We start from the raw sequence: 25,002 nt of genomic DNA on the forward strand, positions 1-25,002 counted from the left end.
CTCGCCCGTCACGGACAGTGCCCTGCACCAGGGTGGGTGGTTTCCGACGTGGCGATGATCTCGTCGGCGAACCCGGCCGTGATCTCGTCGGCCGCGCGGTGGCCCGAGGCGACGCAGGCGGGGATGCCGACGCCTTCGTACACGGCCCCCGCCACGCGCAGTCCGGGCACCGCGGCGACGGCGTCGTGGATGCGGGCGACGCGGGCGAGATGGCCGACGGGGTACTGCGGGAGGCCGCCGGTCCAGCGGGTGACGGTGGTGGCGACGGGCTTGGCGGTCAGCCCGGCGGCCGCGGCGAGGTCCTTGAGGGAGGCCTCGACGAGGTCGGCGTCGTCGCGGAAGACCTGCTCCTCCTCGCCGTAGCGGCCGACGGAGGTACGGAGGACGAAGAGGTCGGGGGCACCGTCGGCGACCCACTGCCACTTCTGGCTGGAGAAGGTGGACGCCTTGATGGTGTGCCCGTCGACGGGCGGTACGAGGAAGCCGGAGCCGGGCAGCGCGTGGACGTCCTGCCGCCGGAAGGCGAGGGTGACGAGAGCCATCGAGGCGTACTCGACGGTTCCGAGCTCGCGGGAGGCGACGGGCGCCTCGGCCGCGAGGAGCTCGGCGGCGGCCCAGGCGGGCGCGGCGACGACGACCGCGTCGGCGAGGAACTCCCGGTCGCCGGCGGCGACCCGCCACTGTCCGTCCACCGTGCGGCGCAGCTCGGTCACGGGCATGAGGGTCAGGATCTCGCCACCCGCCGCGCGGATCGCCGTGGCGACCGCCTCCGGAAGCGTGCCGATGCCGCCCTCGATGCCCAGGAAGGCGGAGCCGCCGAGGCCGGTGGCCGCGCCCGCGGCGTCGGACGGGGTCGCGGCGCCCGCGCGCTGGACGGCGTGGACGGCCTCGGTGAGCGTCGGGTGGGTGCGGGCGGCGGCGAAGAGCGCGGGGACGGCGGCCCGCATCGAGATGCGGTAGGCGTCGCCGGCGTACACCCCGCCGAGCAGCGGCTCGACGAGCCGGTCGACGACCTCGTGGCCCATCCGCTCGGCGACGTACGCGCCGATGGCGATGTCCTCGCCGATCTCGGCGGGGGGCAGTTCACGGTCGCGCGCGACCTGGCGCAGGCCCTCGTCGGAGAGGAGTTCGGTGAGCGCGGCGGCGTCGCCGGGGACGCCCATGACGTGACCCTTGGGCATCGGACGCAGTTTGCCGCGGGTCCAGACGGAGGCGGTGGTCGTGGCGGGCGGCCGGAGCCGGTCGCCGAGGCCGACGGCCCGGGCGAGCGCGATCGCCTCGGGCCGGCGGGCGAGGAGCGACTCGGCGCCGAGGTCGACGGGGGCGCCGGCGATCTCCCCGGCGAGCAGCTTGCCGCCGAGCCGGTCGCCGCCCTCCAGCAGCGTCACCCGGAGCCCGGCCGAGACCAGCCGGTGGGCGGCCGCGAGACCGGCGATACCGCCTCCGACGACGACGACATGCCTGGTCCTGGTGTCCGCGTTCATGGCTCCACTCTCTCAAACCCGTTCCGAGGCCAGAACGTGACCGCATCGCTACCACCCGGAGGAAACCCGCGCGCCCCTCCCCCACGTCGAACCGGCACCACTCGTCACCATCCCAGGGGGGATCCCATGCGTGGAGCACGAAGAGCGGCCGTGGCGCTGCTGACGGTCTCGTTGGCGCTGACCGGCTGCGCCGGGGGCGCGTCGGACAGCGGCGGGGACAGCAAGGGGCTGAGCGCGGCGAAGTCCGCCGAGGGCGCGGGCGCCGCCGACCGGGGCTACCAGGCGGACAAGGGGACCGCAGACACGAAGGCGCCGGCCCCCGCGCCCCAGCCGCAGCACATCATCCGTACCGCCGAACTGGCCGTGGAGGTCGAGGACGCGACCAAGGCGCTGGCCACCGCCCGGCGGGTCACCGAGGGCGCGGGCGGTCATGTCTCCAACGAGTCGACCGAGCGGATCGACGACACGCACGTGACCTCGCGGGTGGTGCTGCGCGTCCCGCAGGAGTCGTACGACTCGGTGCTCACGAAGCTCGCGGGCACGGGCCGGCTGCTGTCCCGGAAGGCGGACGCGAAGGACGTCACCGAGCAGGTGGTGGACGTGGAGAGCCGGATCGCGACGCAGCGGGCGAGCGTCGACCGGGTCCGCAAGCTGATGGACCGGGCGACGCGGCTGAGCGACGTGGTCACCCTGGAGGGCGAGCTGAGTCGCCGTCAGGCCGATCTGGAGTCGCTGCTGGCACAGCAGGCCTCTCTGAAGGACCGTACGAGCCTGGCGACGATCACCCTCGAACTCATGGAGGAGGAGACCGAGAAGGCGTCGGACTCCGAGGACCGGCCGGGCTTCCTCGACGCCCTCGGGGGTGGCTGGAACTCGCTGGTTGCGGCGCTGGCCTGGGCCGGGATCGTCCTGGCGGCGACGGCTCCCTGGCTCGCGGTGGCCCTCGTCGGCTATCTGGTGTGGCGGCTGCTCGTCCGGCCGCGTCGCGCGGCGCGTCGTGCGGGGCGCGAGCCTGCCGAGGAGCCCGAGGAGCCCCGTGAGTGAGCCGAAGGGCTCGAAGCGCGCCGGAGCTGAACCGGGCCCTGAAGAATAGGGCCATGAGCGAACGACTGGTGGTCATCGGCGGAGACGCGGCGGGCATGTCCGCCGCGTCGCAGGCACGCAGGCTCAAGGGCCCCGGGGAGCTGGAGATCGTCGCCTTCGAGCGGGGTCACTTCTCCTCGTTCTCGGCCTGCGGCATCCCGTACTGGGTCGGTGGCGACGTCGCCGAGCGCGACGAGCTCATCGCGCGTACGCCGGAGGAGCACCGGGCGCGGGACATCGATCTGCGGATGCGCACGGAGGTCGTCGAACTGGACGTGCCGGGGCAGAGGTTGCGTACCCGGGATCTGGAGTCGGGCGCCGAGTCGTGGACGGGCTTCGACAAGCTGGTGATCGCGACCGGCGCGCGGCCGCTGCGGCCGCCGCTCCCGGGGATCGACGCCCCGGGCGTGCACGGTGTGCAGACGCTGGACGACGGGCAGGCCCTGATCGACTCGCTGGAGCGTACGGAGGGCCGGCGGGCGGTGGTCGTGGGCGCCGGGTACATCGGCGTGGAGATGGCCGAGGCGCTGCTGAACCGGGACTACGAGGTGACCGTCCTCAACCGGGGCGAACAGCCGATGGCGACGCTCGACCCTGACATGGGGCGCCTGGTCCACCAGGTGATGGACGGCCTCGGGATCAGGACGGTCGGCTCGGCGGCCGTCACCAAGATCCTCACGGGGGACGACGGCCGGGTCAGGGCGGTGGCGACGGACGACGGCGAGTACCCGGCGGACGTGGTGGTCCTCGGGATGGGCGTGGTGCCGGAGACGCGCCTGGCGGAGGCGGCCGGGCTGCCGCTGGGTGTGTACGGCGGGCTGCTCACCGATCTCGCGATGCGGGTGCGGGGCCACGAGAACATCTGGGCGGGCGGTGACTGTGTCGAGGTGCTGGACCTGGTCTCGGGCCGGGAGCGGCACATCGCGCTCGGCACGCACGCCAACAAGCACGGCCAGGTCATCGGCTCGAACGTCGGCGGCGGCTACGCCACCTTCCCCGGCGTGGTCGGCACGGCGGTGTCGAAGGTGTGCGACCTGGAGATCGCCCGGACGGGTCTGCGCGAGAAGGAGGCCCGGGAGGTGGGCCTGCGGTACGTCACGGTGACGGTCGAGTCGACGAGCCGGGCGGGGTACTACCCGGGGGCGGCGCCCATGACGGTGAAGATGATGGCGGAGCGCCGTACGGGCCGACTGCTCGGGGTGCAGATCGTGGGCCGTGAGGGCGCGGGCAAGCGGGTGGACATCGCGGCGGTCGCGCTGACGGCCGGGATGTCGGTGGAGCAGATGACGGCGCTGGACCTGGGGTACGCGCCGCCGTTCTCACCCGTGTGGGACCCGGTCCTGGTCGCGGCGCGCAAGGCGGTGGCGGCGGTGCGCGAGGCGGGCTGACCCCGCCGGCACGGGGAGTTCCCGACGGGACCGCCGGGCGCCCGCGCCGCCGACGGACGCCGTCGTTCCCCGTGGGGAACGACGGCGCTGTCACCTTCGGGTTCAGGCGTCCGCTCGGACGGCCGTCTTGGTGTGGACGTACTCCACCAGGCGCGTCAGCGCGTCCGGGTCGGTCGTCGGCAGCACGCCGTGGCCCAGGTTGAAGACGTGCCCCTCGAGGCCCTCCGCGGCGGCCAGGACCTCGTCCGTCTTGGCCTCGACGGCCTCGCGGGTGGAGAACAGCACGGCCGGGTCCAGGTTGCCCTGGAGCGCCTTGCCGGGGCCGACGCGCCGGGCGGCCTCGTCCATCGGGACGCGCCAGTCGACGCCGACCACGTCGGCGCCCGCCTCGCCCATGAGGCCGAGCAGCTCGCCCGTACCGACACCGAAGTGGATGCGCGGGACGCCGTACGAGGCAACCGCGTCGAACACCTTGACGGAGGCGGGCATCACGGAGCGGCGGTAGTCGGCCGGCGCGAGGGCGCCGACCCACGAGTCGAAGAGCTGGACGGCGGAGGCGCCGGCCTCGATCTGGACCTTGAGGAAGGCCGAGGTGATCTCGGCGAGGCGGTCGAGCAGGTCGGCCCACAGCTGCGGGTCGCCGTACATCAGCGCCTTGGTGTGCTCGTGGTTGCGGGACGGGCCGCCCTCGACGAGGTAGCTCGCAAGGGTGAAAGGCGCGCCGGCGAAACCGATGAGCGGGGTGGAGCCCAGCTCCTCGGTGAGCATCCCGATGGCCTCGGTGACGTAGTGGACGTCCTCGGGGGTGAGGTCGCGCAGTCGGTCGAGGTCGGCGCGGGTACGGATCGGGTCGGCGACGACCGGGCCGACGCCGGGCTTGATGTCGAGGTCGATGCCGATGGCCTTGAGCGGGACCACGATGTCGCTGAAGTAGATCGCCGCGTCCACCTTGTGGCGGCGCACGGGCTGCAGCGTGATCTCGGTGACCAGCTCGGGCCGCATGCAGGACTCGAGCATCGGGATGCCCTCGCGGACCTTCAGGTACTCGGGCAGCGAGCGCCCCGCCTGCCGCATGAACCAGACCGGCGTGTGCGGCACGGGCTCCCGCCGGCACGCCTTGAGGAACGCGGAGTCGTGCGTCCGCGACTGCTGCTTCGTCTGCTGGCCCACGGGGCTGTCATTGGCACTCACGACCAGAATCTTCGCATGTGGTGGGAAGCCGCTCGCCCGGGCCGGGTGTCCCTCCCTGCGCGAGGCCCCCGTTCCGCCTACTCTTCCCCGCATGGCTGCGGCTCAGGGACATTTTTCCGATCATTCCGACGGTGACGGAGGTACGGGCGACACGGAGGCGAACGCGGTGCCCCCCGCATTCCGGCGGGCGGTCGACGCCCTGCGGGCGGCTCGGCTGCGGCCGGAGCTGGAGATCGATCCGACCAGGCCGCCGCAGCGCCTGGCCCCGTACGCGTACGCGCTGGAGGCGGCGGTCGTCGAGGGCGAGGACGATCTGGCCGACGGGCGGCTCGTGCTGCTGCACGATCCGGCCGGGCACGACACCTGGAAGGGCACGTTCCGGCTGGTGACGCTCGTCCGGGCGGAGCTGGAGCCCGAGATGGCGGCGGACCCGCTGCTGCCCGAGGTCTGCTGGTCGTGGCTGACCGGTGCGCTGGAGGCGCGGGGTCTCGCGTACGGGGAGGCGAGCGGGACGGTCACCCAGGCGGGTTCGCACTACTTCGGGGGGCTGGCCGAGCGCCGCCCGGCGACCCAGATCGAGATCCGGGCGTCCTGGACGCCGCAGGACGCCCTGGGCGGCGCGCCGGACGCGGCGGCGCATCTGACGGCCTGGTCCGATCTGCTCTGCCAGGTCGCGGGACTCCCGCCGTCGACGCCCGACCCGGGGGCGGGAACGATCTCGGGTGCGGGGGTCGTCTCCCTGCCCCAGCGCAGGGGCCCGCAGCAGCCGTAGGACGCGCCCCGGGTCGGCCCGGACGGGCGCCCCGAGGGCTGCGGGGAGCGCCCGGGGAGGAGCGCCCCGACGAAGCCCCGGCGAGGGCTCGACGAGGCCTGACGGGAGGTCCTGACGAGGGTCGGCGGGGGGTCCGGATGGAGGCTCACTCGTAGGATGATCGATCACGCGTCCGAATTGCCCGAATTGTTACTCACCAAATCGTGATCTTTCCCTAAAGGCAGGCGGCCCAGCTGCCGAAGAGGTCAATGACCCCTTCACCGCACGGGTTCGCCCCCGGCTTCTTCCCCGAGCCGGCTCCGTCCCGCATCTCCCCAGGAGGCCGTGTGTCCGTTCTCCTCGAGCAGCCCGCAAGCCTGGTCGCCTACCGCCCGAACAAGCCGACGGCCATGGTCGTCGTGGCCGACCCGCGCGTCCGCTCCACCGTCACCCGCCACCTGTGGGCCCTCGGCGTACGCGACGTGATCGAGGCGTCCTCCATCGCGGAGGCCCGTCCTCGCGTCGGCAACCCCCGCGACATCTGCGTGGCCGACGTCCACCTTCCCGACGGCAGCGGCCTGACGCTGCTGTCCGAGACCCGCGCGGCGGGCTGGCCCAACGGCCTCGCCCTCTCCGCGGCCGACGACATCGGCGCGGTGCGCAACGCACTGGCCGGTGGCGTCAAGGGCTATGTCGTCACCGGTACGCGTACCAACATCGGCCACCCCTCCCGCCCCGGAGCCGCCCCCATCGGCGCCGCGGCCGCCCGCCTCGGCCACCGCCGCCCCCCGGGTGCTCCGAGCCACCCGGGCGGCTACCGCGAACTCTCCGGCCGCGAGGTCGAGGTGCTCCGGCTGGTGGCAGAGGGCCAGTCGAACAAGGCGATCGGCGTGTCCATGGGCCTCTCCGCCCTCACCGTGAAGAGCCACCTGGCCCGGATCGCCCGCAAGCTGGGCACCGGCGACCGGGCCGGCATGGTCGCGGTGGCGCTGCGCACCGGAATCATCCACTGAGTCCGCCGAGGCCCCGAACGGGCACCCCGCGCGGTTGACGAAAGATCGGCGCCTGTCGACGGAACGTTCCGGCGTTCTGTCGACAGGCATTTGCCGATTCACAGATACCCTTGACACGTGACCGACGCCCAAGAGACCGCAGCAGACACAGCACTGCGAACCACCGGGGGCGCTCCCCCGGACGACGACGTCCCTGCGAATGGGCTGCCGATCCCCTTGCTGGAGCCCCGTGAGGGCATTCCGCCCGTCGTGACCACCGCCGAGGGGCTCGCCGAGGTGATCGCCGCGTTCGCCGCGGGCCACGGGCCCGTCGCCGTCGACGCCGAGCGTGCCTCCGGCTATCGCTACGGCCAGCGCGCCTACCTCGTCCAGCTCCGCCGCGAGGGCGCGGGTACCGCGCTCGTCGACCCGGTGGGCTGCCCCGATCTGACCGGCCTCGGCGAGGCGCTCGCGGGGACGGAGTGGATCCTCCACGCGGCGACCCAGGACCTGCCGTGCCTTAGGGACATAGGCATGGTGCCGACCCGGCTGTTCGACACCGAGCTGGCCGGCCGGCTCGCGGGCTTCCCGCGGGTCGGACTCGGGGCCATGGTCGAGTCCGTGCTCGGCTACGCCCTGGAGAAGGGGCACTCCGCGGTGGACTGGTCCACCCGCCCGCTGCCCGAGCCCTGGCTCCGGTACGCCGCGCTGGACGTCGAGCTTCTCGTCGACCTGCGTGACGCACTGGAGAAGGAGCTCGACCGGCAGGGCAAGCTGGAGTGGGCCCTGCAGGAGTTCGACGCGATCGCCTCCGCCCCGCCCGCGCCACCGCGCAAGGACCCGTGGCGGCGGACCTCCGGCATGCACAAGGTGCGGCGCCGCCGCCAGATGGCGGTCGTACGGGAGCTGTGGACGGCCCGGGACCGGATCGCCCAGCGGCGGGACGTCTCGCCGGGCAAGGTGCTGAGCGACGCGGCGATCGTGGAGGCCGCGCTCGCGGTGCCGGCGAACGTCGCGGCGCTCACCCTGCTGCCGGGCTTCGGCCACCGGATGGGCCGGCGACAGCTGGAGCAGTGGCAGGCGGCCGTGGACCGGGCGAAGGCCCTCCCGGACAACGAGCTTCCCCAGCCCGGACAGCCGGTCGCGGGTCCGCCCCCGCCGCGCGCCTGGGCGGACAAGGACCCGGCGGCGGCCGCCCGGCTCTCGGCCGCCCGTACGGCGGTCTCGGCCTTGGCGGAGGAGCTGAACCTCCCCCAGGAGAACCTGATCACCCCGGACACCGTCCGCCGCGTCTGCTGGGAGCCGCCCGCTGGTGCGACGGCCGAGTCGGTGGCCGGCGCACTCGCCGGGTACGGAGCGCGCCCCTGGCAGATCGAGCTGGTCACGCCGCTGCTCGTGACGGCGTTGGCGAGCGTCAAGGAGTGACCCGGAGCCCCCGGCCGCGCGCGGCCGGGGGCTCCGCCGTACTACGGGACCGGGCTGAGGTCACCGTTGACGGCCATGTCGAAGACCCCCTGGGTCTTGCCGTCGACCTTGAGGTGCTTGAGCCAGTGCTTCGAGAGGGCGTGCACGTTCTTGTGCTGCACCTCCCACACCAGCGAATGGCCCGCGTCGGCCAACCGGACCATGAGCTTGTGGGAGCCCGCGACGGCGTCGTAGAGCGCGGGGACCGAGAAGTTGAGTTCCGGGTTCGTGCTGGGTGGTGACGTGTTCACCGTGGCGTCGGCATCCCCGTACACGATCAGAATCGGCACGCTTCCGCCGAGGACACCGCCCTGCGCCGCCGTCGTCCTGTTCCAGCCCCACCGGACGAAGTTCCGGACACGGCTGAGGCCCTCCGGCGGTCCCCACGTCCTGCCCACCGGGTCGTTCTCCATGATCGCGGCCCACACCCTCTCGACCATGCCGGGTTCACGCTGGTCCGGTGAGCGCAGCTCCGTGTTCCACCCCGACTCGACACCCCATCTCGTGGTCAGGAACATCGGGACGCCCGGCTGCGGCAGCGGGCTCGGCGGGGTCGACGTGGCGTCGGGTGGGAAGATCGGCGCCAGCAGGAAGAGGCTCTCCACCGTGGTGGGGTTCTTCACCGCGTACGGCCCCATGCTGAACGCCGCCGCCGACCAGCCGACGAAGGCGACCGTGTCCACGTCGCGCTCGTTGCGGATCCACTCCACGACGGTGTGCAGCTCGTCCTGGTCGCTGTCCGAGTTGTTCAGCTGGAACGCGTAGGCCGCCGGGCCGGGGGTGAAGCCCGGTGGTCGCGGCTTCAGGAGGGCCTGGTTGGCCTGGCTGCAGTTCCGCGGCTCGTCCATCTTCGGGCGTGGCGACCTCCCGGAGCCCTGGAGGTCCATCATGAAGACGTCGTAGCCGGCCTTCGCCAGCGCCTCGGCCCAGCTGTACGAGGCGTGCTGGAGATCGAAGCCCGCGAGTACCGGAACGCTCCGGCCGTGCAGCATGAGGACGGCCTTGCGATCCGGGCCGTGCCCCGGCGACGTGTCGTGCTTCTCCCGTACGAAGAGGTTGACCATCTCGTCCTTGTTCGCGGGCAGGGTGGACTTGTGGGGGACCGCGTGGTCCTTGGTGATGACGGGCATGGAGATCCGTTCCGTGCGTCGGGTCCCGGGGCCTCCTGCCCCGGCGGGACCAGCCTCGACTCGCGGTGCGCCCCTCGCCACGGCACGGCATCGCGCCTGGGCCCATCGGGTTGCGGGACCCTCCGATCGGCGGTCGGCGGATGTGACCTTCGCCGCTCCGGCCCCCGGGGCTGGGCAGCATGGTTACCCGCAAGTAGCATGGGGGGAGCAAGCGCGCGCTTAGCCGCGTGCCGCAGCAGTGCCATCCCGCACCCTGGAGGAGAGCCATCGTGCCTCGTACCGTCAGGGACGTCGTCTTCGTCGACGGCGTCCGCACCCCGTTCGGCAAGGCGGGCCCGAAGGGCATCTACCACGAGACCCGCGCCGACGATCTCGTCGTGAAGGCCATCCGGGAGCTGCTGCGCCGCAACCCCGGCCTCGACCCCGCGAAGATCGACGAGGTCGCCATCGCCGCCACCACGCAGATCGGTGACCAGGGTCTGACCCTCGGCCGCACCGCGGGCATCCTCGCCGGGCTGCCGCAGTCCGTCCCGGGCTACTCGATCGACCGCATGTGCGCCGGTGCCCTCACGGCCGTGACCTCGGTCGCCGGCTCCATCGCCTTCGGCGCGTACGACGCCGTCATCGCCGGTGGTGTCGAGCACATGGGCCGTCACCCCATGGGCGAGGGCGTCGACCCGAACCCGCGGTTCGTGAGCGAGAAGCTGGTCGACGAGTCCGCCCTCTTCATGGGCATGACCGCCGAGAACCTGCACGACCGCTACCCGAGCATCACCAAGCAGCGCGCCGACGAGTACGCCGTGCGCTCGCAGGAGAAGGCCGCCAAGGCGTACGCCGACGGCAAGATCCAGCAGGACCTGGTGCCGATCTCGGTCCGCCGCACCAACGCCGAGGCCGGCGAGACGGGCTGGGGCCTGGTCACCGCCGACGAGCCGATGCGTCCGGGCACCACCCTGGAGTCGCTGGCGAACCTGAAGACGCCGTTCCGCGTCCACGGCAACGTCACCGCGGGCAACGCGGCCGGTCTCAACGACGGCGCCACGGCCTCGATCATCGCCTCCGAGGACTTCGCCCGCGAGAACGACCTCCCGGTGAAGATGCGCCTCGTCTCGTACGCCTTCGCCGGCGTCGAGCCCGAGGTCATGGGCTACGGCCCGATCCCGGCCACCGAGAAGGCGCTCGCCCAGGCGGGTCTGTCCATCGAGGACATCGGCCTCTTCGAGATCAACGAGGCCTTCGCCGTCCAGGTGCTGGCCTTCCTCGAGCACTACGGCATCGCCGACGACGACGCCCGCGTCAACCAGTACGGCGGAGCCATCGCCTACGGTCACCCGCTCGCCTCCTCCGGCGTCCGTCTCATGACGCAGCTGGCCCGCCAGTTCGAGGAGAACCCGCAGGTCCGTTACGGCCTCAACACGATGTGCGTCGGCTTCGGCATGGGCGCCACCGTCATCTGGGAGAACCCCCACTGGGAGGGCAAGTGAGCACCACCGCCGAGCTTCTGAAGGGTGCGGCCGAGCTGTTCCCGGACGAGGTCGTCACCAGCGCCCACGTACGGCACTTCGAACTGCCCGCGGGTGCGGGCCGGTTCGCGCTGATCACGCTGGACAACGGCTTCGACCACACCAAGCCGACCACCTTCGGTCCGCAGTCCCTGGCGAACCTCAACACGGCGATCGACCAGGTCGAGGCCGAGGCCGCCAACGGTGAGATCGTCGGCGTCGGTATCACCGGCAAGCCGTTCATCTTCGCGGTGGGCGCCGACCTCAAGGGCGTCGAGCTGCTCAAGCAGCACTCCGACGCGCTCGCCATCGGCAAGGGCGGCCACGACGTCTTCAAGCGTCTGTCCGCGCTGGCCGTGCCGACCTTCGCGTACTACAACGGCGCGGCGATGGGCGGCGGTGTCGAGGTCGGGCTGCACTGCACCTACCGCACCGTCTCCAAGGCGCTGCCGGCGTTCTCGCTGCCCGAGGTCTTCCTCGGTCTGGTCCCCGGCTGGGGCGGCTGCACGATCCTGCCGAACCTGATCGGCGCGGAGAAGGCCGTCTCGGTCATCATCGAGAACTCCCTGAACCAGAACCGCCAGCTCAAGGGCAAGCAGGTCTTCGAGCTCGGCATCGCCGACGCGATCTTCGAGGGCGCGGACTTCCTGGAGCAGTCGCTGATCTGGACGGCCTCCGTCCTCAACGGCTCGGTCACGGTGGAGCGTCCGGAGATCGACCGCGGTGAGGGCTGGGACCAGGCCGTCGCCAAGGGCCGGTTCATCGCCGACTCCAAGGTGCACGGCGCGGCCCCGGCCGCGTACCGCGCCCTGGACATCATCGCCGCCTCCAAGGACGGCGACCTCCAGGCCGGTTTCGACGCCGAGGACCAGGCGCTGGCCGACCTCATCATGGGCGGCGAGCTGCGCTCCGGCATCTACGCCTTCAACCTGGTGCAGAAGCGCGCCAAGCGGCCGGCCGGTGCCCCGGACAAGTCGCTGGCCCGCCCGGTCACCAAGGTCGGCGTCGTCGGCGCCGGTCTGATGGCCTCCCAGCTCGCCCTGCTCTTCCTGCGCCGCCTCGAGGTGCCGGTCGTCCTGACCGACATCGACCAGGAGCGCGTCGACAAGGGTGTGGGCTACGTCCACGCCGAGATCGAGAAGCTGCTCGGCAAGGGCCGGATCAACCAGGACAAGGCCAACCGTCTCAAGGGCCTGGTCTCCGGTGTCCTGGACAAGGCCGAGGGCTTCGCGGACGCGGACTTCATCATCGAGGCCGTGTTCGAGGAGATGTCCGTCAAGCAGAAGGTGTTCGCGGAGGTCGAGGCGGTCGCTCCGGCGCACGCGATCCTCGCCACCAACACCTCCTCGCTGTCGGTCTCGGAGATGGCGTCCAAGCTCCAGCACCCGGAGCGCGTGGTCGGCTTCCACTTCTTCAACCCGGTCGCGATCCTCCCGCTCCTGGAGATCGTCCGCGGCGAGAAGACGGACGACGCCTCCCTCGCCACCGCGTTCGGTGTCGCGAAGAAGCTGAAGAAGACCGCGGTCCTCACCAAGGACGCCCCGGCGTTCGTCGTGAACCGCATCCTGACCCGCTTCATGGGCGAGATCCAGAACGTCATCGACGAGGGCACCTCGGTCGAGACGGCCGAGAAGGCCATCGAGCCGCTCGGTCTGCCGATGTCCCCGCTGGTCCTCCTGGAGCTCGTCGGCCCGGCGATCGGTCTGCACGTCTCCGAGACCCTGAACCGCGCCTTCCCGGAGCGCTTCACCGTCTCCCCGAACCTGGCGGCCGTGGTCAAGGCCGGCAAGCGCGGCTTCTACGTCTACGACTCCGGCAAGCCGGAGCTGGACCCCGAGGTCGCCGCGCTCCTCGAGCAGGGCGATGTCGTCCTGACCGAGGAGCAGGTCCGCGACCGCGTCCTGGACGCGGTGGCGCAGGAGATCGGCCTGATGCTGGAGGAGGGTGTCGTCGCCGAGGCGCAGGACATCGACCTCTGCCTGATCACGGGCGCGGGCTGGCCCTTCCACCTGGGCGGCATCACGCCGTACCTGGACCGTGAGGGCGTCTCCCAGCGGGTGAACGGCAAGCCGTTCCTCGCGCAGGGCGTCGCGAGCGTCCCGGCGTAACGCCACGTACGCGAACGGCCCCGGCACCTTCCTGGTGCCGGGGCCGTTCGCGTTGCGCGGTGCCGCGGTGCCGCGGTGCCGCGGTGCCGCGGTGCCGCGGTGCCGCGGTGCCGCGGTGCCGCGGATCAGACCAGGGAGTGCCAGGCGCCCAGCTGGAAGCCGTCGGACGCCGTCTTCTGCCGCATGGTGAGCAGCACCGGTCCGTCGGCCACCGTCATGGCCACGAGACCACCGTCCAGGGCCTGGGTGAGGGTGGTCGTGAGCGGGCCCTGCGGGGCGCCCGTCTCGGTCCACTTGGCGCCGGCCGTCTCCTGCTCGGCGGGGTACGCGGCGAGCGCGAGCCGCCCGTCGGCGGACTGCTGGGCCAGGACGGTGCAGTCGAAGCCGTCGATCCGGCAGGAGGCCGCCGCGAGCGGTCCGGTTCCCACGGCGTCGACGAACGGCGTCGCCTCGGGCGAGCGGCCCGGGGACCAGACGCAGACGCGCCCCTCCTTGTCGAGGTAGAAGAGCGTCACGTGCCCCGAGGGCCCGGTCACCGCGGCCAGCGTGCCGAGGGTCACGGCGGCGGGCACCACGTCCTGCCGCACCGGCTTGCCGCCGGGCTCCTCCTGGACGTAGCGCAGCAGCCCCTTGGCGGTGGCCGTGTACAGCTCGACGAGGCCGTCGCCGTTGGTGACGGCGACCGGCGAGGGGTCGGTGCCGCTGCCCATCAGGTCCCACCAGGGGTGCCAGCCGCCGTTCGGCTTCTGGGCCCGGACGCTGAGTCCGCCGCCGCCGTTGCGGGTGAAGACGTACGCGCGTCCCTCGGCGTCGACCGCGATGCTCGGGTTGCCGGTCCACTTGAAGCTCTTGCCGTTGGAGTGCGCGATCGAGCGCCACTCGACGGTGGGACGGCCCGTCTGGAACTGGGTGGTGTGCACCAGCTCGACGTGCTCCTCCTCGCCGGGCACGGGGCGCAGCCCCACGAGGTGGACGTAGCGGTCGGCGCCCTGCCCGACCGCCAGGATCGGCAGGAGTCCGCCGCCACCGAGGGAGACCGCGCCGCTCCACCGGCCGTCGGTGTCCTCCGTCCAGCGCACCACCTCGCCGTCCCTGAGCAGGTACGCGCTGAAGAGGCCCTCCGTGCCACGGGTGAGCCATCCCCCGCGCAGCGTAGGGACGGTGAACGGCCCCTTCGGACGGTGGGTCGGGTCCTCGGATCGATATGCCATGGGGTCCAGCGCTCCGGTCGACAGGTCAGCATCGGAATGGGCAGGTCCGCTCGGACTGCTGTTCGTCGACTTTAGTGGGTGCCGGGAGTGCCTGATGCCGCCGTGGGCTACGCCACCGTCCCGCCGGGAAGCCGGCCCGCGTGGAACCGGTGGTTGCGGGGCGAGCCGGTCTCGAACTGGCTGGCGATGGGGAAGTAGCTGGGCAGGAACGCGGCGAGCGTGGCGTCCTGCTCGTCCTCGGAGACGTCCCCGTCATGGAAGTCGTTGAGGCAGAACACGTCGTTCGACCGGGTGGCGAGCAGCCGGTTGAGCTTCTTGACCTGTTCGCTCAGACCCACGTTGACGAAGCCGCAGGAGATCTTGCCGGGCACGCTGCGCGAGGTGTAGTAGCCGAAGTAGTGGTGCAGCGAGGCGGCCGCGGAGACGTCGCTCGGGCTGCGCAGCTGGTTGTGCGCGGTGTGCCATTGCTTCGGGGAAGTACGCCTCCAGGTCGGCCATGACGCTGCGGCGCAGGGGGTGCGGTGCGTGGATGAAGGAGTTGACCAGGGTGCGGCCGAACATGCCGGCGATCAGTTCCCGGTTGTTCTTCGCGGCGATCCGGCTGAACTCGTCGCCTTCCATGACCGGTCCCATGGGGATGGCGTTGGAGGAGGACGGCCTGGGCGGCCATCCGCGCGGCCTCACGTCCCACGAAGGAAGGGTGCGAACCGGTCCCCCCGGTTCGCACCCTTCGTGCGCAGACGCCTCTTCCGGACGTCGCGTCAGTACAGCGCGCCCTCGCCCGCCTTGCCCAGGCGGCTGTGGGAACGGCCGTACAGGAAGTACACGACGACACCGATGACCATCCAGACCGCGAAGCGGAACCAGGTCTCGCCCGGCAGGTTGAGCATGAGCCAGACCGACGCGGCGATGGAGAGGATCGGGAGCACCGGCACCCACGGGGTGCGGAAGGCGCGGTGCAGGTCGGGGCGGGTGCGGCGGAGCACCATCACACCGATCGCGACCATGACGAAGGCGAACAGCGTGCCGATGTTCACCAGGGTCGCCAGCTCGTTGATGCTGGTGAAGCCGGCCACGATGGCGATGATCACGCCCAGCAGGATGGTCGGGCGGTACGGCGTCCTGAAACGCGGGTGCGTGACGGAGAAGAACCGCGGCAGCAGCCCGTCACGGCTCATCGCGAAGAACACCCGGGTCTGGCCGAGCAGCAGGATCAGGCAGACGGTGGTCAGGCCGACGGCGGCGCCGAAGCTGATCACGCCGGCGTAGAACGGGTGTCCGACCGCCTTGAAGGCGTCGGCGAGCGGAGCGCTCACGGAGAGCTCGCTGTAGTGCTGCATGCCGGTCACGACCAGGGCCACGGCGACGTAGAGCACGGTGCAGATGAGCAGGGAGCCCAGGATGCCGCGGGGCATGTCGCGCTGCGGAACCTTGGTCTCCTCGGCGGCGGTGGCGACCACGTCGAAGCCGATGAAGGCGAAGAACACGACGGACGCGGCGGTGAAGATGCCCATGACGCCGAAGTTGGTGGGGTCGTACCCGAAGATCGTCTGGACGAGCGGGGCGTCCCAGGCGGAGCCGCCACCTGGCGGGGTGACCGCGTCGGGGATGAAGGGGTCGTAGTTGTCGCCCACGATGAAGAAGAGACCCGCGATGATCACGATCATGACGACCGTGACCTTGATGGCCACGACGAGCGCGGTGATGCGGGCGGACAGCTTCATGCCCAGGACGAGGACCACGGTCAGCACCAGGACGAGCAGGAAGGCCAGGATGTCGAAGGTGCCGCCCGGCACGTCGGGCCCTTCCAGCGCGGCTGGTAGATGCCAGTCCACGTTGTCCATCAGGGACCGTACGTAGCCGGACCAGCCCACCGCGACGACGGCCGTGCCGAGCGCGAACTCCAGGACGAGGTCCCAGCCGATGATCCAGGCCGGGAGTTCGCCGATGGAGGCGTACGCGAAGGTGTAGGCCGAACCGGCGACGGGGACCGTCGACGCGAACTCGGCGTAGCACAGGGCCGCGAGCGCGCAGACGATGCCGGCCGCGACGAAGGCCAGCGCGGTGGCCGGTCCGGCGTTCTCCTTGGCCACCTTGCCGGTGAGCACGAAGATGCCGGTTCCGATGATGACGCCCACGCCGAAGACCACCAGGTCCCAGGCGGAGAGCGATTTCTTGAGCGCGTGCTCCGGTTCCTCCGTGTCACGGATCGACTGCTCGACCGTTTTCGTCCGGAACATCCCGGAGTTCGCTCGTGGTGGTTGCTGATCCGTACTCACCGTCGTACCTCCGTACCGTCGGTCCCGACACCCATGATCGAGACCCCGAAGGGATGGCGCCTGTCGAACCAACAGGTTTCACACGAAAGGGCCGGTCGGCAACCCCGCAGGGTGGTCCGACCGGCCCAATGGTGACGCGCGGTGACGAGAATCAGTCGCGGGCGGGCTCCACGGCCCGACTGTCCTCGTACTTCCCGTCGAGGCGCGAGACCAGGCCGGTGACCTGGCGGGCGATGTCCGGGGCGGTCAGACCGATCTCGGCCATCACCTCGGCACGCGAGGCGTGGTCGAGGAACCGCGGCGGGATGCCGAAGTCGCGCAGCGGTACGTCCACACCGGCGTCGCGCAGGGCCTGGGAGACGGCCGAGCCGACACCGCCCACGCGGCTGTTGTCCTCGACGGTGACGACGACCCGGTGCTGCTCGGCCAGCGGGGCGAGCGCCTCGTCGACCGGCTTGACCCAGCGGGGGTCGACGACGGTGGTCGAGATGCCCTGCTTGTCGAGCAGGTCGGCGATCTCCAGGCACATCGGCGCGAGCGCGCCGACGGAGACCAGGAGGACGTCGGGCGTGTCCGTGCCCGGCTCACGGAGCACGTCCATCCCGCCGACGCGGCGCAGGGCCGGTACGGCGGGGCCGACGGCGCCCTTGGAGAAGCGGACGACGGTCGGCGCGTCGGTGACGTCCACGGCCTCGCGCAGCTGGGCGCGGACCTGGTCGGCGTCGCGCGGCGCGGCGAGCCGCAGGCCGGGGACGACCTGGAGGATCGACATGTCCCACATGCCGTTGTGGGAGGCGCCGTCGGTGCCGGTGATGCCGGCCCGGTCCAGGACGAAGGTGACACCGCACTTGTGCAGGGCCACGTCCATGAGGACCTGGTCGAAGGCGCGGTTGAGGAAGGTCGCGTAGACCGCGAAGACGGGGTGGAGGCCGCCGGTGGCGAGGCCGGCCGCGGAGACCGCGCCGTGCTGCTCGGCGATGCCGACGTCGTACACCCGATCGGGGAAGGCCTTGGCGAACTTGTCGAGGCCGACGGGCTGGAGCATGGCCGCGGTGATCGCGACGATGTCCTGGCGCTCCTTGCCGAGTTCGACCATCTCCTGCGCGAAGACGCCGGTCCAGTCGGCGCCGGAGGAGGCGATCGGCAGACCGGTGTCGGGGTGGATCTTGCCGACGGCGTGGAAGCGGTCGGCCTCGTCCTGGAGCGCGGGCTGGTAGCCGCGGCCCTTCTCGGTGAGGCAGTGGACGATGACCGGGCCGCCGAAGCGCTTGGCGCGCGTCAGGGCGGACTCCAGGGCCTCGATGTCGTGGCCGTCGATGGGGCCGACGTACTTCAGGCCGAGGTCCTCGAACATGCCCTGCGGGGCGATGAAGTCCTTCAGGCCCTTCTTGGCGCCGTGCAGGGTCTCGTAGAGCGGCTTCCCGACGACGGGGGTGCGCTCCAGGATGTCCTTGCCGCGGGCGAGGAAGCGCTCGTAGCCGTCGGTCGTGCGGAGCGTCGCCAGGTGGTTGGCGAGGCCGCCGATCGTGGGGGCGTAGGAGCGCTCGTTGTCGTTGACGACGATGACCAGCGGGCGGTCCTTGGCGGCGGCGATGTTGTTCAGCGCCTCCCAGGCCATACCGCCGGTGAGGGCTCCGTCACCGATGACGGCGACGACGTGGTCGTCCTTCTCGAGGACCTCGTTGGCCTTGGCCAGGCCGTCGGCCCAGCCGAGGACCGTGGAGGCGTGCGAGTTCTCGATGACGTCGTGCTCGGACTCGGCCTGTGAGGGGTAGCCGGACAGGCCGCCCTTCATCTTCAGCTTCGAGAAGTCCTGGCGGCCGGTGAGCAGCTTGTGGACGTAGCTCTGGTGGCCGGTGTCGAAGAGGACCTTGTCCTTCGGGGAGTCGAAGACACGGTGCAGGGCGATGGTCAGCTCGACCACGCCGAGATTCGGGCCGAGGTGGCCGCCGGTCTTGGAGACGGCGTCCACGAGAAACGTCCGGATCTCCTCGGCCAGCTGGTCCAGCTGTTCCGGGGAGAGCCGGTCCAGATCGCGCGGTCCCCTGATACGGGTCAGCAATGCCACCCGTGCCTCCTTGCCATTGAGCTGGTCGAGCTTGCCGATTTGTCGAGTCTAATGTTCCGCCCCCGGCCTTGGTCATCGGGCGGCGGGGTGTGCGTCACGCGGATGGCCGACACACCGCTGAGCCTACGGGCGGTGCACTGGGCAGGACGCAGCAGTGCCCGGCACCGGTTCTCCGGCGCCGGACACTGTGGGCTTGGTAACGCGGAAACGTTACGCGCGGCCCGCGGTCTTCTGCGTACGGCGCGAGACCGAGTCGATCACGACGGCGGCGAGGAGCACCGCGCCGGTGATCATGTACTGGATCTCGTTGGCCATACCGATCATGTTCAGACCCTGCTGGATCGACTGGATCACGATCATCCCGAGGAGTGCCGACCAGACCTTGCCGCGGCCGCCGAAGAGGCTGGTGCCGCCGATCACGGCCGCCGCGATGACGAGCATCAGCGTGTTGCCGCTGCCGAGGCTCTTGGTGGCGCCGCCCGAGAGGCTGGCCACGAAGAGACCGCCGAAGGCGGCGAGCATGCCCGAGATGCCGAAGACGACGATCCGGATCCGGTCGACGTTGATGCCGGCCCGGCGGGCGGCCTCGGCGCTGCCGCCGACCGCGAAGACCTTGCGGCCGAAGAGCGTGCGGCGGGCGACGAAGTCGGCGATCACGAGGACGGCCAGGAAGAGGACCAGGGCGAGCGGCAGGCCGCGGGCGCCCTGGGGCTCGTTCAGGACGTAGGCGACGACGAAGCAGAGGACGGCGACGACGGCCGTGCGCAGCACGATCTCGCTGACCGGCCGGGACGGCAGGGCGGCGGCCTTGCGGCGCTTGGCGTCGAGCAGCAGGGAGCCCGCGTAGGCGAGGACCGCGACGAGCGCCAGGCCGTACGCGGCGGCCTTGTCCTCGAAGTAGTACGCCGTGAGGTTCTCCACGATCGAGCCGGAGGGGGCGTTGATCGAGCCTTCCTTGCCCATCAGCCAGATCTGGAGACCGCTCCAGCCGAGGAAGCCGGCGAGGGTGACCACGAAGGCCGGGACGCCGATCTTGGCGAAGAAGAAGCCGTGCAGCAGGCCGATGGCGAGGCCGGAGAGGACGGCGAGGGCGACGGCCAGCAGGTCGTTCATGCCGTTGGTGACGTTCAGCACCGCCCACACGGCGGCGCCGACGCCCGCGACCGAGCCCATCGACAGGTCGATCTCGCCCAGGATGAGGACGAAGACGATGCCGACGGCCATGATGCCGAGGCCGGACGAGTAGACCGCGATGTTGGCGACGGAGCTCGCGGAGAGGAAGTTGCCGTTCTGCGCCTGGAACACGATCGCGATGACGATCAGGCCGAGGACGACGGGCAGGGAACCGAGTTCGCCACCGCGGATCTTGCGGTTGAACTCGGTCCAGTAGCCCTTGATGCCCTGCTCGCGGACGACCAGGCGCGGGTCGACGGCGGGGATCGGGGCGGCGGAGGCCGCGGGGGCCTCCGCGGAGCGGGGCTTGGGGGTCTTGGCGAGGTCGCTCACTTCGCGTCCTCCTTCGTGGCCTGGCGCGCCTGGCGACGGGTCACGGCGTTGTCCGTGGCGCCCGTGATGGCCGCGATGATCGTCTCGTGGCTGGTCTCGGCGACGTTGAAGTCGCCGTTGTTGCGGCCGAGGCGCAGGACCGCGACGCGGTCCGCGACGGCGCGGACATCGGCCATGTTGTGGCTGATGAGGATGACTCCGTGGCCGCGCTCGCGCAGCCGCTCCACGAGGTCGAGCACCTGTGCGGTCTGCTCGACGCCGAGGGCGGCGGTGGGCTCGTCCAGGATGACGATCTTCGGGTCGCCGATCAGGGCGCGGGCGATGGCCACGACCTGACGCTGACCGCCGGAGAGCGCCGCGACCGGGATGCGGACGCTCGGGATCCGGATGGACAGGGTGTCCAGGAGCTCCTTGGCGCGCTTCTCCATGGCGATCTCGTCGAGGACGGAGCCGGAGCTCAGCTCGCTGCCGAGGAAGAGGTTGGCGACGACGTCGAGGTTGTCGCAGAGCGCCAGGTCCTGGTAGACGGTGGCGACCCCGAGGTTCTGGGCGTCATGCGGCTTGGTGATCTGGACGGGGCGGCCGTCCCACTCGATGACGCCCTCGTCGATCGGGTGAACACCCGAGATCGTCTTGACGAGGGTCGACTTGCCGGCGCCGTTGTCGCCGACCAGGGCGACGACCTCACCGGCGTGGATCTCCAGTTCTACGTCGGTGAGCACCTGGACGGCGCCGAACCGCTTGGAGATTCCGCGCAACGCCAGCACGGGCGTAGCGGACACGTGAATCATCTCCTTCGCCGCCTGACCGGCGGGGATGGTGGTGCGAGAGAGCACAGAGGGGGCTGTGAGAAGAGTCCGGCGCCCCCGCCCCCGCTTGCGGGGCGTTGAACGGGGCGGGGAGCGCCGGACCGGACCGGGGGGCCGTCCGGAGGATCTGGGGGTCCGGACGGCCGTGCCGGGGCGGGTGTTACTTGATGCCCGCCGCGTCGCAGGCCGCCTTGTACTCGCCGGCGCAGAGGGCCTCGGCCTCGTAGACGCCGTCGGCGATGATCGTGGAGCCGATGTTCTCCTTGGTCACGACCTGCGCGTCGTACAGCTTCGCCGGGATGTCCTTGAACTCACCGGTGAGGCTGGTGACCTTGGTGGGGACCAGGTCGTCGATCTTCTCGCCCTTGAGCAGGCGGACCGCGATCTCGGCGGTGGTCTCGGCCTCGGGCTTGATCTGCTTGTAGATCGTGAAGGCCTGATCGCCCTTCAGGATGCGCTGCAGACCGGCGAGCTCGGCGTCCTGGCCGCCGACCGGGACCTTGATGCCCTGCTTGGAGATGGCGGTGATGATGCCGCCGGCCATGCCGTCGTTGGCCGAGTAGACGCCCTGGAAGCCGTCCTTGCCCAGCGAGTCGATGGCGGCACCCATCTTCTTGTTGGCCTCGTCGGGGGACCAGTCCGGGATGTCCTGCTCGTAGACGACCTTCTTGACGCCCGAGTCGAGGACGCTGTGGGCGCCCTTCTTGAAGAGCGGGGCGTTCGGGTCGGTCGGCGAGCCGTTGATCATGACAACGTTGGCGTCCTTGGCCTTGTCGCCGAGCGCCTTGACCAGGCCCTCGCCCTGCAGGCGGCCGATCTTCTCGTTGTCGTAGCTGACGTACGCGGAGATCGGACCCTCGGCCAGGCGGTCGTACGCGACGACCGAGACGCCCTGCTCCTTGGCCTGCTGGACCCAGGACTTGGTGGCCTTGTAGTCGACCGAGTCCAGGATGATGACCTTCACGCCCTGCGTGACCAGCGCGTCGAACTGCTTCTTCTGGGTCTCGGTGTCCTGCGCGGCGTTGTTGTACTTGACCTCGCAGTCCGAGCAGAGCGCCTTGATCTTCGCCTCGATGATCGGGCGGTCGAAGGTCTCGTAACGCGTGGTCTTGTTCTCCGGCAGCAGCAGACCGATGGTCTTGCCGTCGCCACCGTTCCCGCCGTTGGTGTCGCCCGAACCCGAGCCGCTGTCGCCCGCCTTGCCACAGGCGGCGAGGGAGAGGGCCATGGAAACCGCGGCCGTGCCTATGACGACGCGGCGCGTCATTGCGTTCATGTGGGGTTGCCTCCCTGACGAGGCCGCGACATTGCGGCCGAGGTGGCTGGAAGTCAACTCGGCCGCAGGGTCGCCGTCAAGGAGTAAATCCTTAACGAGATGACAACGGTGCCATCCGTTATCTAAGTGAAGGCAGGCGCCGACGACTGCACAGCACTGGGCAGGGTGCTCTCAAGTAGGGTCGAATCGCCCATCTCGCTCAGGGCGAGAGCCAGCGCGCCGAGCACCTCGGCGCGCCCGCCGAGCGCTCCCGGGGCAAGGGAGAGCTGGCGCGCCGCGCTCGGAATGGCGTACCGCGAGACGGAGTCGCGGATAGGGGCGAGCACCAGCTCGCCGGCCTCGGCCAGATCACCGCCGAGCACCACCCTGCTGGGATTGAGCAGGTTGCAGAGGTTGGCGACACCGCTGCCGATGTGCCGTCCGACGTCGGCGATCACCCGGCGGCAGCCGGGGTCGCCCTCACGGGCCAGCTGGACGACCCGCTCCATCGTCAGATCGGGGCCGTGGCCGGGCTGGAGCAGCGGCAGGACGTAGCGGGCGGCCGTGAAGGTCTCCAGGCAGCCGCGGTTGCCGCAGCGGCAGACGGGGCCGGACTCGTCCAGCGTGATGTGGCCGATCTCGCCGGCGGTGCCGCCGGGCCCGCGGTAGACCCGTCCGTCTATGACGAGTCCCGCGCCGACGCCGCTGGCGACCTTGATGTAGGCCAGGTCCTTCACCCCGCGGCCGCTGCCCCAGACGAGTTCGCCGAGCGCGCCGAGGTTGGCGTCGTTGTCGACGTACACGGGGACGCCGAGGCGGCCCGAGAGCTCGTCGGCCGGGTTGATGCCGCTCCAGCCCGGGAGGATCGAGGTGGAGCCGAGCGTGCCCGAGGAGACGTCGATCGGTCCAGGGACGCCGAGGCCGACGCCGACGACCTTGTCGCGGCCGATGCCGGTGGCCCCGATCAGCCGCATGACCAGGCGTTCCGCCCGGTCGAAGCCCTCGGCGGCGGAGGCGTCGACGTCCAGCGGCTCGGACTCCTCGGCGAGCACCTGGTGGGCGAGGTTGCCCACGGCGACCCGCAGATGGGTGTGGCCGAAGTCGACGCCGATCACGATGCCGGCGTCGCCGGAGAGCGAGACGCTGCGGGCCCTGCGGCCGCCCGCGGAGGTGGGGGTGACCTCGACGGTCCCGCCGTCCTTCAGCTCCCGCACGATGTTGGAGACCGTGGCGGCGGACAGCCCGGTGGACCGGGCGATCTCCGCCTGCGTGAGCGAGCCCGCCATGCGTACCGCACGGACGACCCGTTCGAGATTGGCCTTGTGCAGAGATGTCTGCGACCCCGGAGTCTCCATCGACTCATCCACTCCCGCCTGCGCCGGACGGTGAGATCACCGCCCCCGGGCCGGGGTCGCGCCTGTGAGACCCCAGCTTGTTCTCCAACTTGTGAACTCTAAGCTGAGCCTTTGGGGCTGTCCCCCGTCAAGAGCTTGAGCCACAGGAGGCTCGGATGAGCTCGGCGGCGGCACCCGTCCCGGTCCGGCCGGGAACGAACAGGACCGACGCTTCAGGTCACACCTCAGAATACTGGGTTCACGGGCGAACGCGCAGGTCAGCGGGGGTAGGAAAGCCCTGCAAGGCCCTGCGCGGAACGTGTGGCGCGCCCCTTGGCGGGACATTCGGCCCGCCCGGGAGGGGCCGCGTGCACTCGGCTGTGACGGCCGGGTCCTGAACATCGCCGCCACAAGCGGAGGGCGACCCCCCTTCCGCGGGGGCCGCCCTCCAAGGGGTCCGGAACCGTTACTTCACCGCGCCGGCCGTCAGCCCGGCCACCACCTGGCGCTGGAAGATGATGTACGCCGCGAGGACGGGGAGCATGGCCATGACCAGGCCGGCGAACAGGCCCGACCAGTCCCCCTTGTAGCCCTGGCTGACCGCGAGCTGGACCAGGCCCTGGGAGAGCACCTTCTGGTCCTGCTCGGTGTTGAGCACGGTGGGCAGCAGGTACTGGTTCCACTGGCCCAGGAAATTGAAGATGCCCACGCTGATCAGCCCGGGCTTGGCCATCGGCAGCATCACCTGGAAGAAGGTCCGGGTGTGCGAGGCACCGTCCATGAAGGCCGCTTCCGCCACCGAGGTCGGCAGCGTGCGGAAGAAGGCGGTGAGGAAGAAGACCGTGAACGGCAGCGAGTACGCGATGTAGACCAGGACGAGGCCGTGCAGCGTGTTGAGCAGGGCCATGTTCTGAAGCACGTAGAACAGCGGCACGAGCGCCAGGATGATCGGGAAGCTCATCCCGCCGATGAAGAGGAAGTAGATGAAGCGGTTGCCCGGGAACTCGAAGCGGGCCAGCACATAGGCCGCCATCGAACCGAAGAGCAGCGTGCCGATCAGCGACCCGCCCACCACAAGGATGGTGTTCAGGAAGTAGTCGCTCATGTGCGCCTCGGTCCAGGCGCGCGACCAGTTCTCGAAGTGCAGCTTGTCGGGCAGCGCCCAGGGCGAGGTGAAGATCGCCCGGTCGGTCTTGAAGGAGGTCATGACCGCCCACAGCAGCGGCATGACCACCATGATCGCCCAGATGATCAGGATGCCGTGGGAGAAGACGTTGAGGACCGTGCCCTCCGCCTTGCTCGCCTTGCGGGGAACGGGGGGCGCGCTCTTCGTCACCTTCGTGACGCCGGGCTCGGGCGGCTCGGGCAGCGCCGCGCCGGCCGGAGGGGTGTCGATGGCTTTCACCGGAGGTCACCTCGTGCTGTCGTGCCGGCCACCGCGACCGAG

Annotated in this window: 18 protein-coding genes and 1 pseudogene; 7 read left to right on the plus strand and 12 right to left on the minus strand. The window is 70.9% G+C overall.

All coding sequences use genetic code 11. The features are described 5' to 3' along the window. Positions 1 to 8 precede the first annotated feature (8 nt). A complete protein-coding gene (gene hemG, locus ACZ3OF_RS28225) occupies positions 9 to 1,484 on the minus strand; it encodes a protoporphyrinogen oxidase (protein WP_361674540.1) in 1,476 nt (491 codons plus the stop codon). Positions 1,485 to 1,610: 126 nt separating this feature from the next. On the opposite strand from hemG, the gene ACZ3OF_RS28230 reads away from it, so the two are divergent. After that, positions 1,611 to 2,528 carry a DUF4349 domain-containing protein gene (locus ACZ3OF_RS28230; RefSeq protein ID WP_361674542.1) on the plus strand — a complete coding sequence of 306 codons (918 nt, stop codon included), beginning with the start codon at positions 1,611 to 1,613 and terminating at the stop codon, positions 2,526 to 2,528. Positions 2,529 to 2,581: 53 nt separating this feature from the next. After that, positions 2,582 to 3,955 (plus strand): FAD-dependent oxidoreductase, encoded by a 1,374-nt coding sequence (locus ACZ3OF_RS28235; RefSeq protein ID WP_467307532.1) that lies wholly within the window; start codon positions 2,582 to 2,584, stop codon positions 3,953 to 3,955. A gap of 102 nt (positions 3,956 to 4,057) precedes the next feature. Here ACZ3OF_RS28235 and hemE read toward each other — a convergent pair whose 3' ends face one another. After that, on the minus strand, positions 4,058 to 5,146 hold the full coding sequence (hemE, locus tag ACZ3OF_RS28240; protein ID WP_361674546.1) for a uroporphyrinogen decarboxylase: 1,089 nt from the start codon (positions 5,144 to 5,146) through the stop codon (positions 4,058 to 4,060). A gap of 91 nt (positions 5,147 to 5,237) precedes the next feature. Here hemE and ACZ3OF_RS28245 point away from each other — a divergent pair, with 91 nt between their 5' ends. The 3 genes from ACZ3OF_RS28245 to ACZ3OF_RS28255 all read left to right on the plus strand — a co-directional run bounded on the left by ACZ3OF_RS28245 (position 5,238) and on the right by ACZ3OF_RS28255 (position 8,314). Next, the gene (locus tag ACZ3OF_RS28245) at positions 5,238 to 5,918 is read left to right on the plus strand and encodes a DUF3000 domain-containing protein (RefSeq protein WP_467307535.1); all 681 of its coding nucleotides are present in this window, start codon (positions 5,238 to 5,240) and stop codon (positions 5,916 to 5,918) included. A 326-nt stretch (positions 5,919 to 6,244) separates the two neighbouring features. After that, positions 6,245 to 6,910 (plus strand): response regulator transcription factor, encoded by a 666-nt coding sequence (locus tag ACZ3OF_RS28250; RefSeq protein WP_352186942.1) that lies wholly within the window; start codon positions 6,245 to 6,247, stop codon positions 6,908 to 6,910. A 117-nt stretch (positions 6,911 to 7,027) separates the two neighbouring features. Then, positions 7,028 to 8,314, plus strand: a complete 1,287-nt coding sequence (locus tag ACZ3OF_RS28255; RefSeq protein WP_361674550.1) for a ribonuclease D — start codon at positions 7,028 to 7,030, stop codon at positions 8,312 to 8,314. A gap of 41 nt (positions 8,315 to 8,355) precedes the next feature. On the opposite strand, the gene ACZ3OF_RS28260 is transcribed toward ACZ3OF_RS28255, so the two are convergent. Next, on the minus strand, positions 8,356 to 9,483 hold the full coding sequence (locus tag ACZ3OF_RS28260; protein ID WP_361674552.1) for an alpha/beta hydrolase: 1,128 nt from the start codon (positions 9,481 to 9,483) through the stop codon (positions 8,356 to 8,358). Between the two features lie 269 nt (positions 9,484 to 9,752). Here ACZ3OF_RS28260 and ACZ3OF_RS28265 point away from each other — a divergent pair, with 269 nt between their 5' ends. After that, entirely contained in the window at positions 9,753 to 10,967 is a 1,215-nt protein-coding gene (locus ACZ3OF_RS28265; protein ID WP_361674554.1) for a thiolase family protein, read from the plus strand. After that, positions 10,964 to 13,093, plus strand: a complete 2,130-nt coding sequence (locus ACZ3OF_RS28270) for a 3-hydroxyacyl-CoA dehydrogenase NAD-binding domain-containing protein (RefSeq protein ID WP_361674556.1) — start codon at positions 10,964 to 10,966, stop codon at positions 13,091 to 13,093. The genes ACZ3OF_RS28265 and ACZ3OF_RS28270 overlap by 4 nt, the downstream gene beginning before the upstream one ends. 125 nt (positions 13,094 to 13,218) lie before the next feature. On the opposite strand, the gene ACZ3OF_RS28275 is transcribed toward ACZ3OF_RS28270, so the two are convergent. The 9 genes and pseudogenes from ACZ3OF_RS28275 to ACZ3OF_RS28315 form a co-directional block, all read right to left on the minus strand. Then, positions 13,219 to 14,304 (minus strand): PLL family lectin, encoded by a 1,086-nt coding sequence (locus tag ACZ3OF_RS28275; protein ID WP_467307539.1) that lies wholly within the window; start codon positions 14,302 to 14,304, stop codon positions 13,219 to 13,221. A 107-nt stretch (positions 14,305 to 14,411) separates the two neighbouring features. Next, positions 14,412 to 14,955: pseudogene (locus ACZ3OF_RS28280) on the minus strand (stealth conserved region 3 domain-containing protein); the annotation flags it as partial. A gap of 110 nt (positions 14,956 to 15,065) precedes the next feature. Continuing rightward, positions 15,066 to 16,544, minus strand: coding sequence for an amino acid permease (locus ACZ3OF_RS28285; RefSeq protein ID WP_467307541.1), 1,479 nt, complete (start codon positions 16,542 to 16,544; stop codon positions 15,066 to 15,068). Between the two features lie 190 nt (positions 16,545 to 16,734). Beyond that, positions 16,735 to 18,651 carry a 1-deoxy-D-xylulose-5-phosphate synthase gene (gene dxs, locus ACZ3OF_RS28290; protein ID WP_361674562.1) on the minus strand — a complete coding sequence of 639 codons (1,917 nt, stop codon included), beginning with the start codon at positions 18,649 to 18,651 and terminating at the stop codon, positions 16,735 to 16,737. A gap of 210 nt (positions 18,652 to 18,861) precedes the next feature. Then, positions 18,862 to 20,157, minus strand: coding sequence for a sugar ABC transporter permease (locus ACZ3OF_RS28295; RefSeq protein WP_361674564.1), 1,296 nt, complete (start codon positions 20,155 to 20,157; stop codon positions 18,862 to 18,864). Continuing rightward, entirely contained in the window at positions 20,154 to 20,948 is a 795-nt protein-coding gene (locus ACZ3OF_RS28300) for an ATP-binding cassette domain-containing protein (RefSeq protein ID WP_361440962.1), read from the minus strand. Before ACZ3OF_RS28300 ends, ACZ3OF_RS28295 begins: the two co-directional genes overlap by 4 nt. A gap of 178 nt (positions 20,949 to 21,126) precedes the next feature. Further along, a complete protein-coding gene (locus ACZ3OF_RS28305; RefSeq protein ID WP_467307546.1) occupies positions 21,127 to 22,242 on the minus strand; it encodes a substrate-binding domain-containing protein in 1,116 nt (371 codons plus the stop codon). A gap of 122 nt (positions 22,243 to 22,364) precedes the next feature. After that, positions 22,365 to 23,576 carry an ROK family transcriptional regulator gene (locus tag ACZ3OF_RS28310; protein ID WP_361674568.1) on the minus strand — a complete coding sequence of 404 codons (1,212 nt, stop codon included), beginning with the start codon at positions 23,574 to 23,576 and terminating at the stop codon, positions 22,365 to 22,367. A gap of 445 nt (positions 23,577 to 24,021) precedes the next feature. Continuing rightward, entirely contained in the window at positions 24,022 to 24,960 is a 939-nt protein-coding gene (locus ACZ3OF_RS28315) for a carbohydrate ABC transporter permease (protein ID WP_467307548.1), read from the minus strand. Positions 24,961 to 25,002: the final 42 nt, after the last annotated feature.

The organism is Streptomyces sp. NPDC022552 (assembly GCF_055561875.1).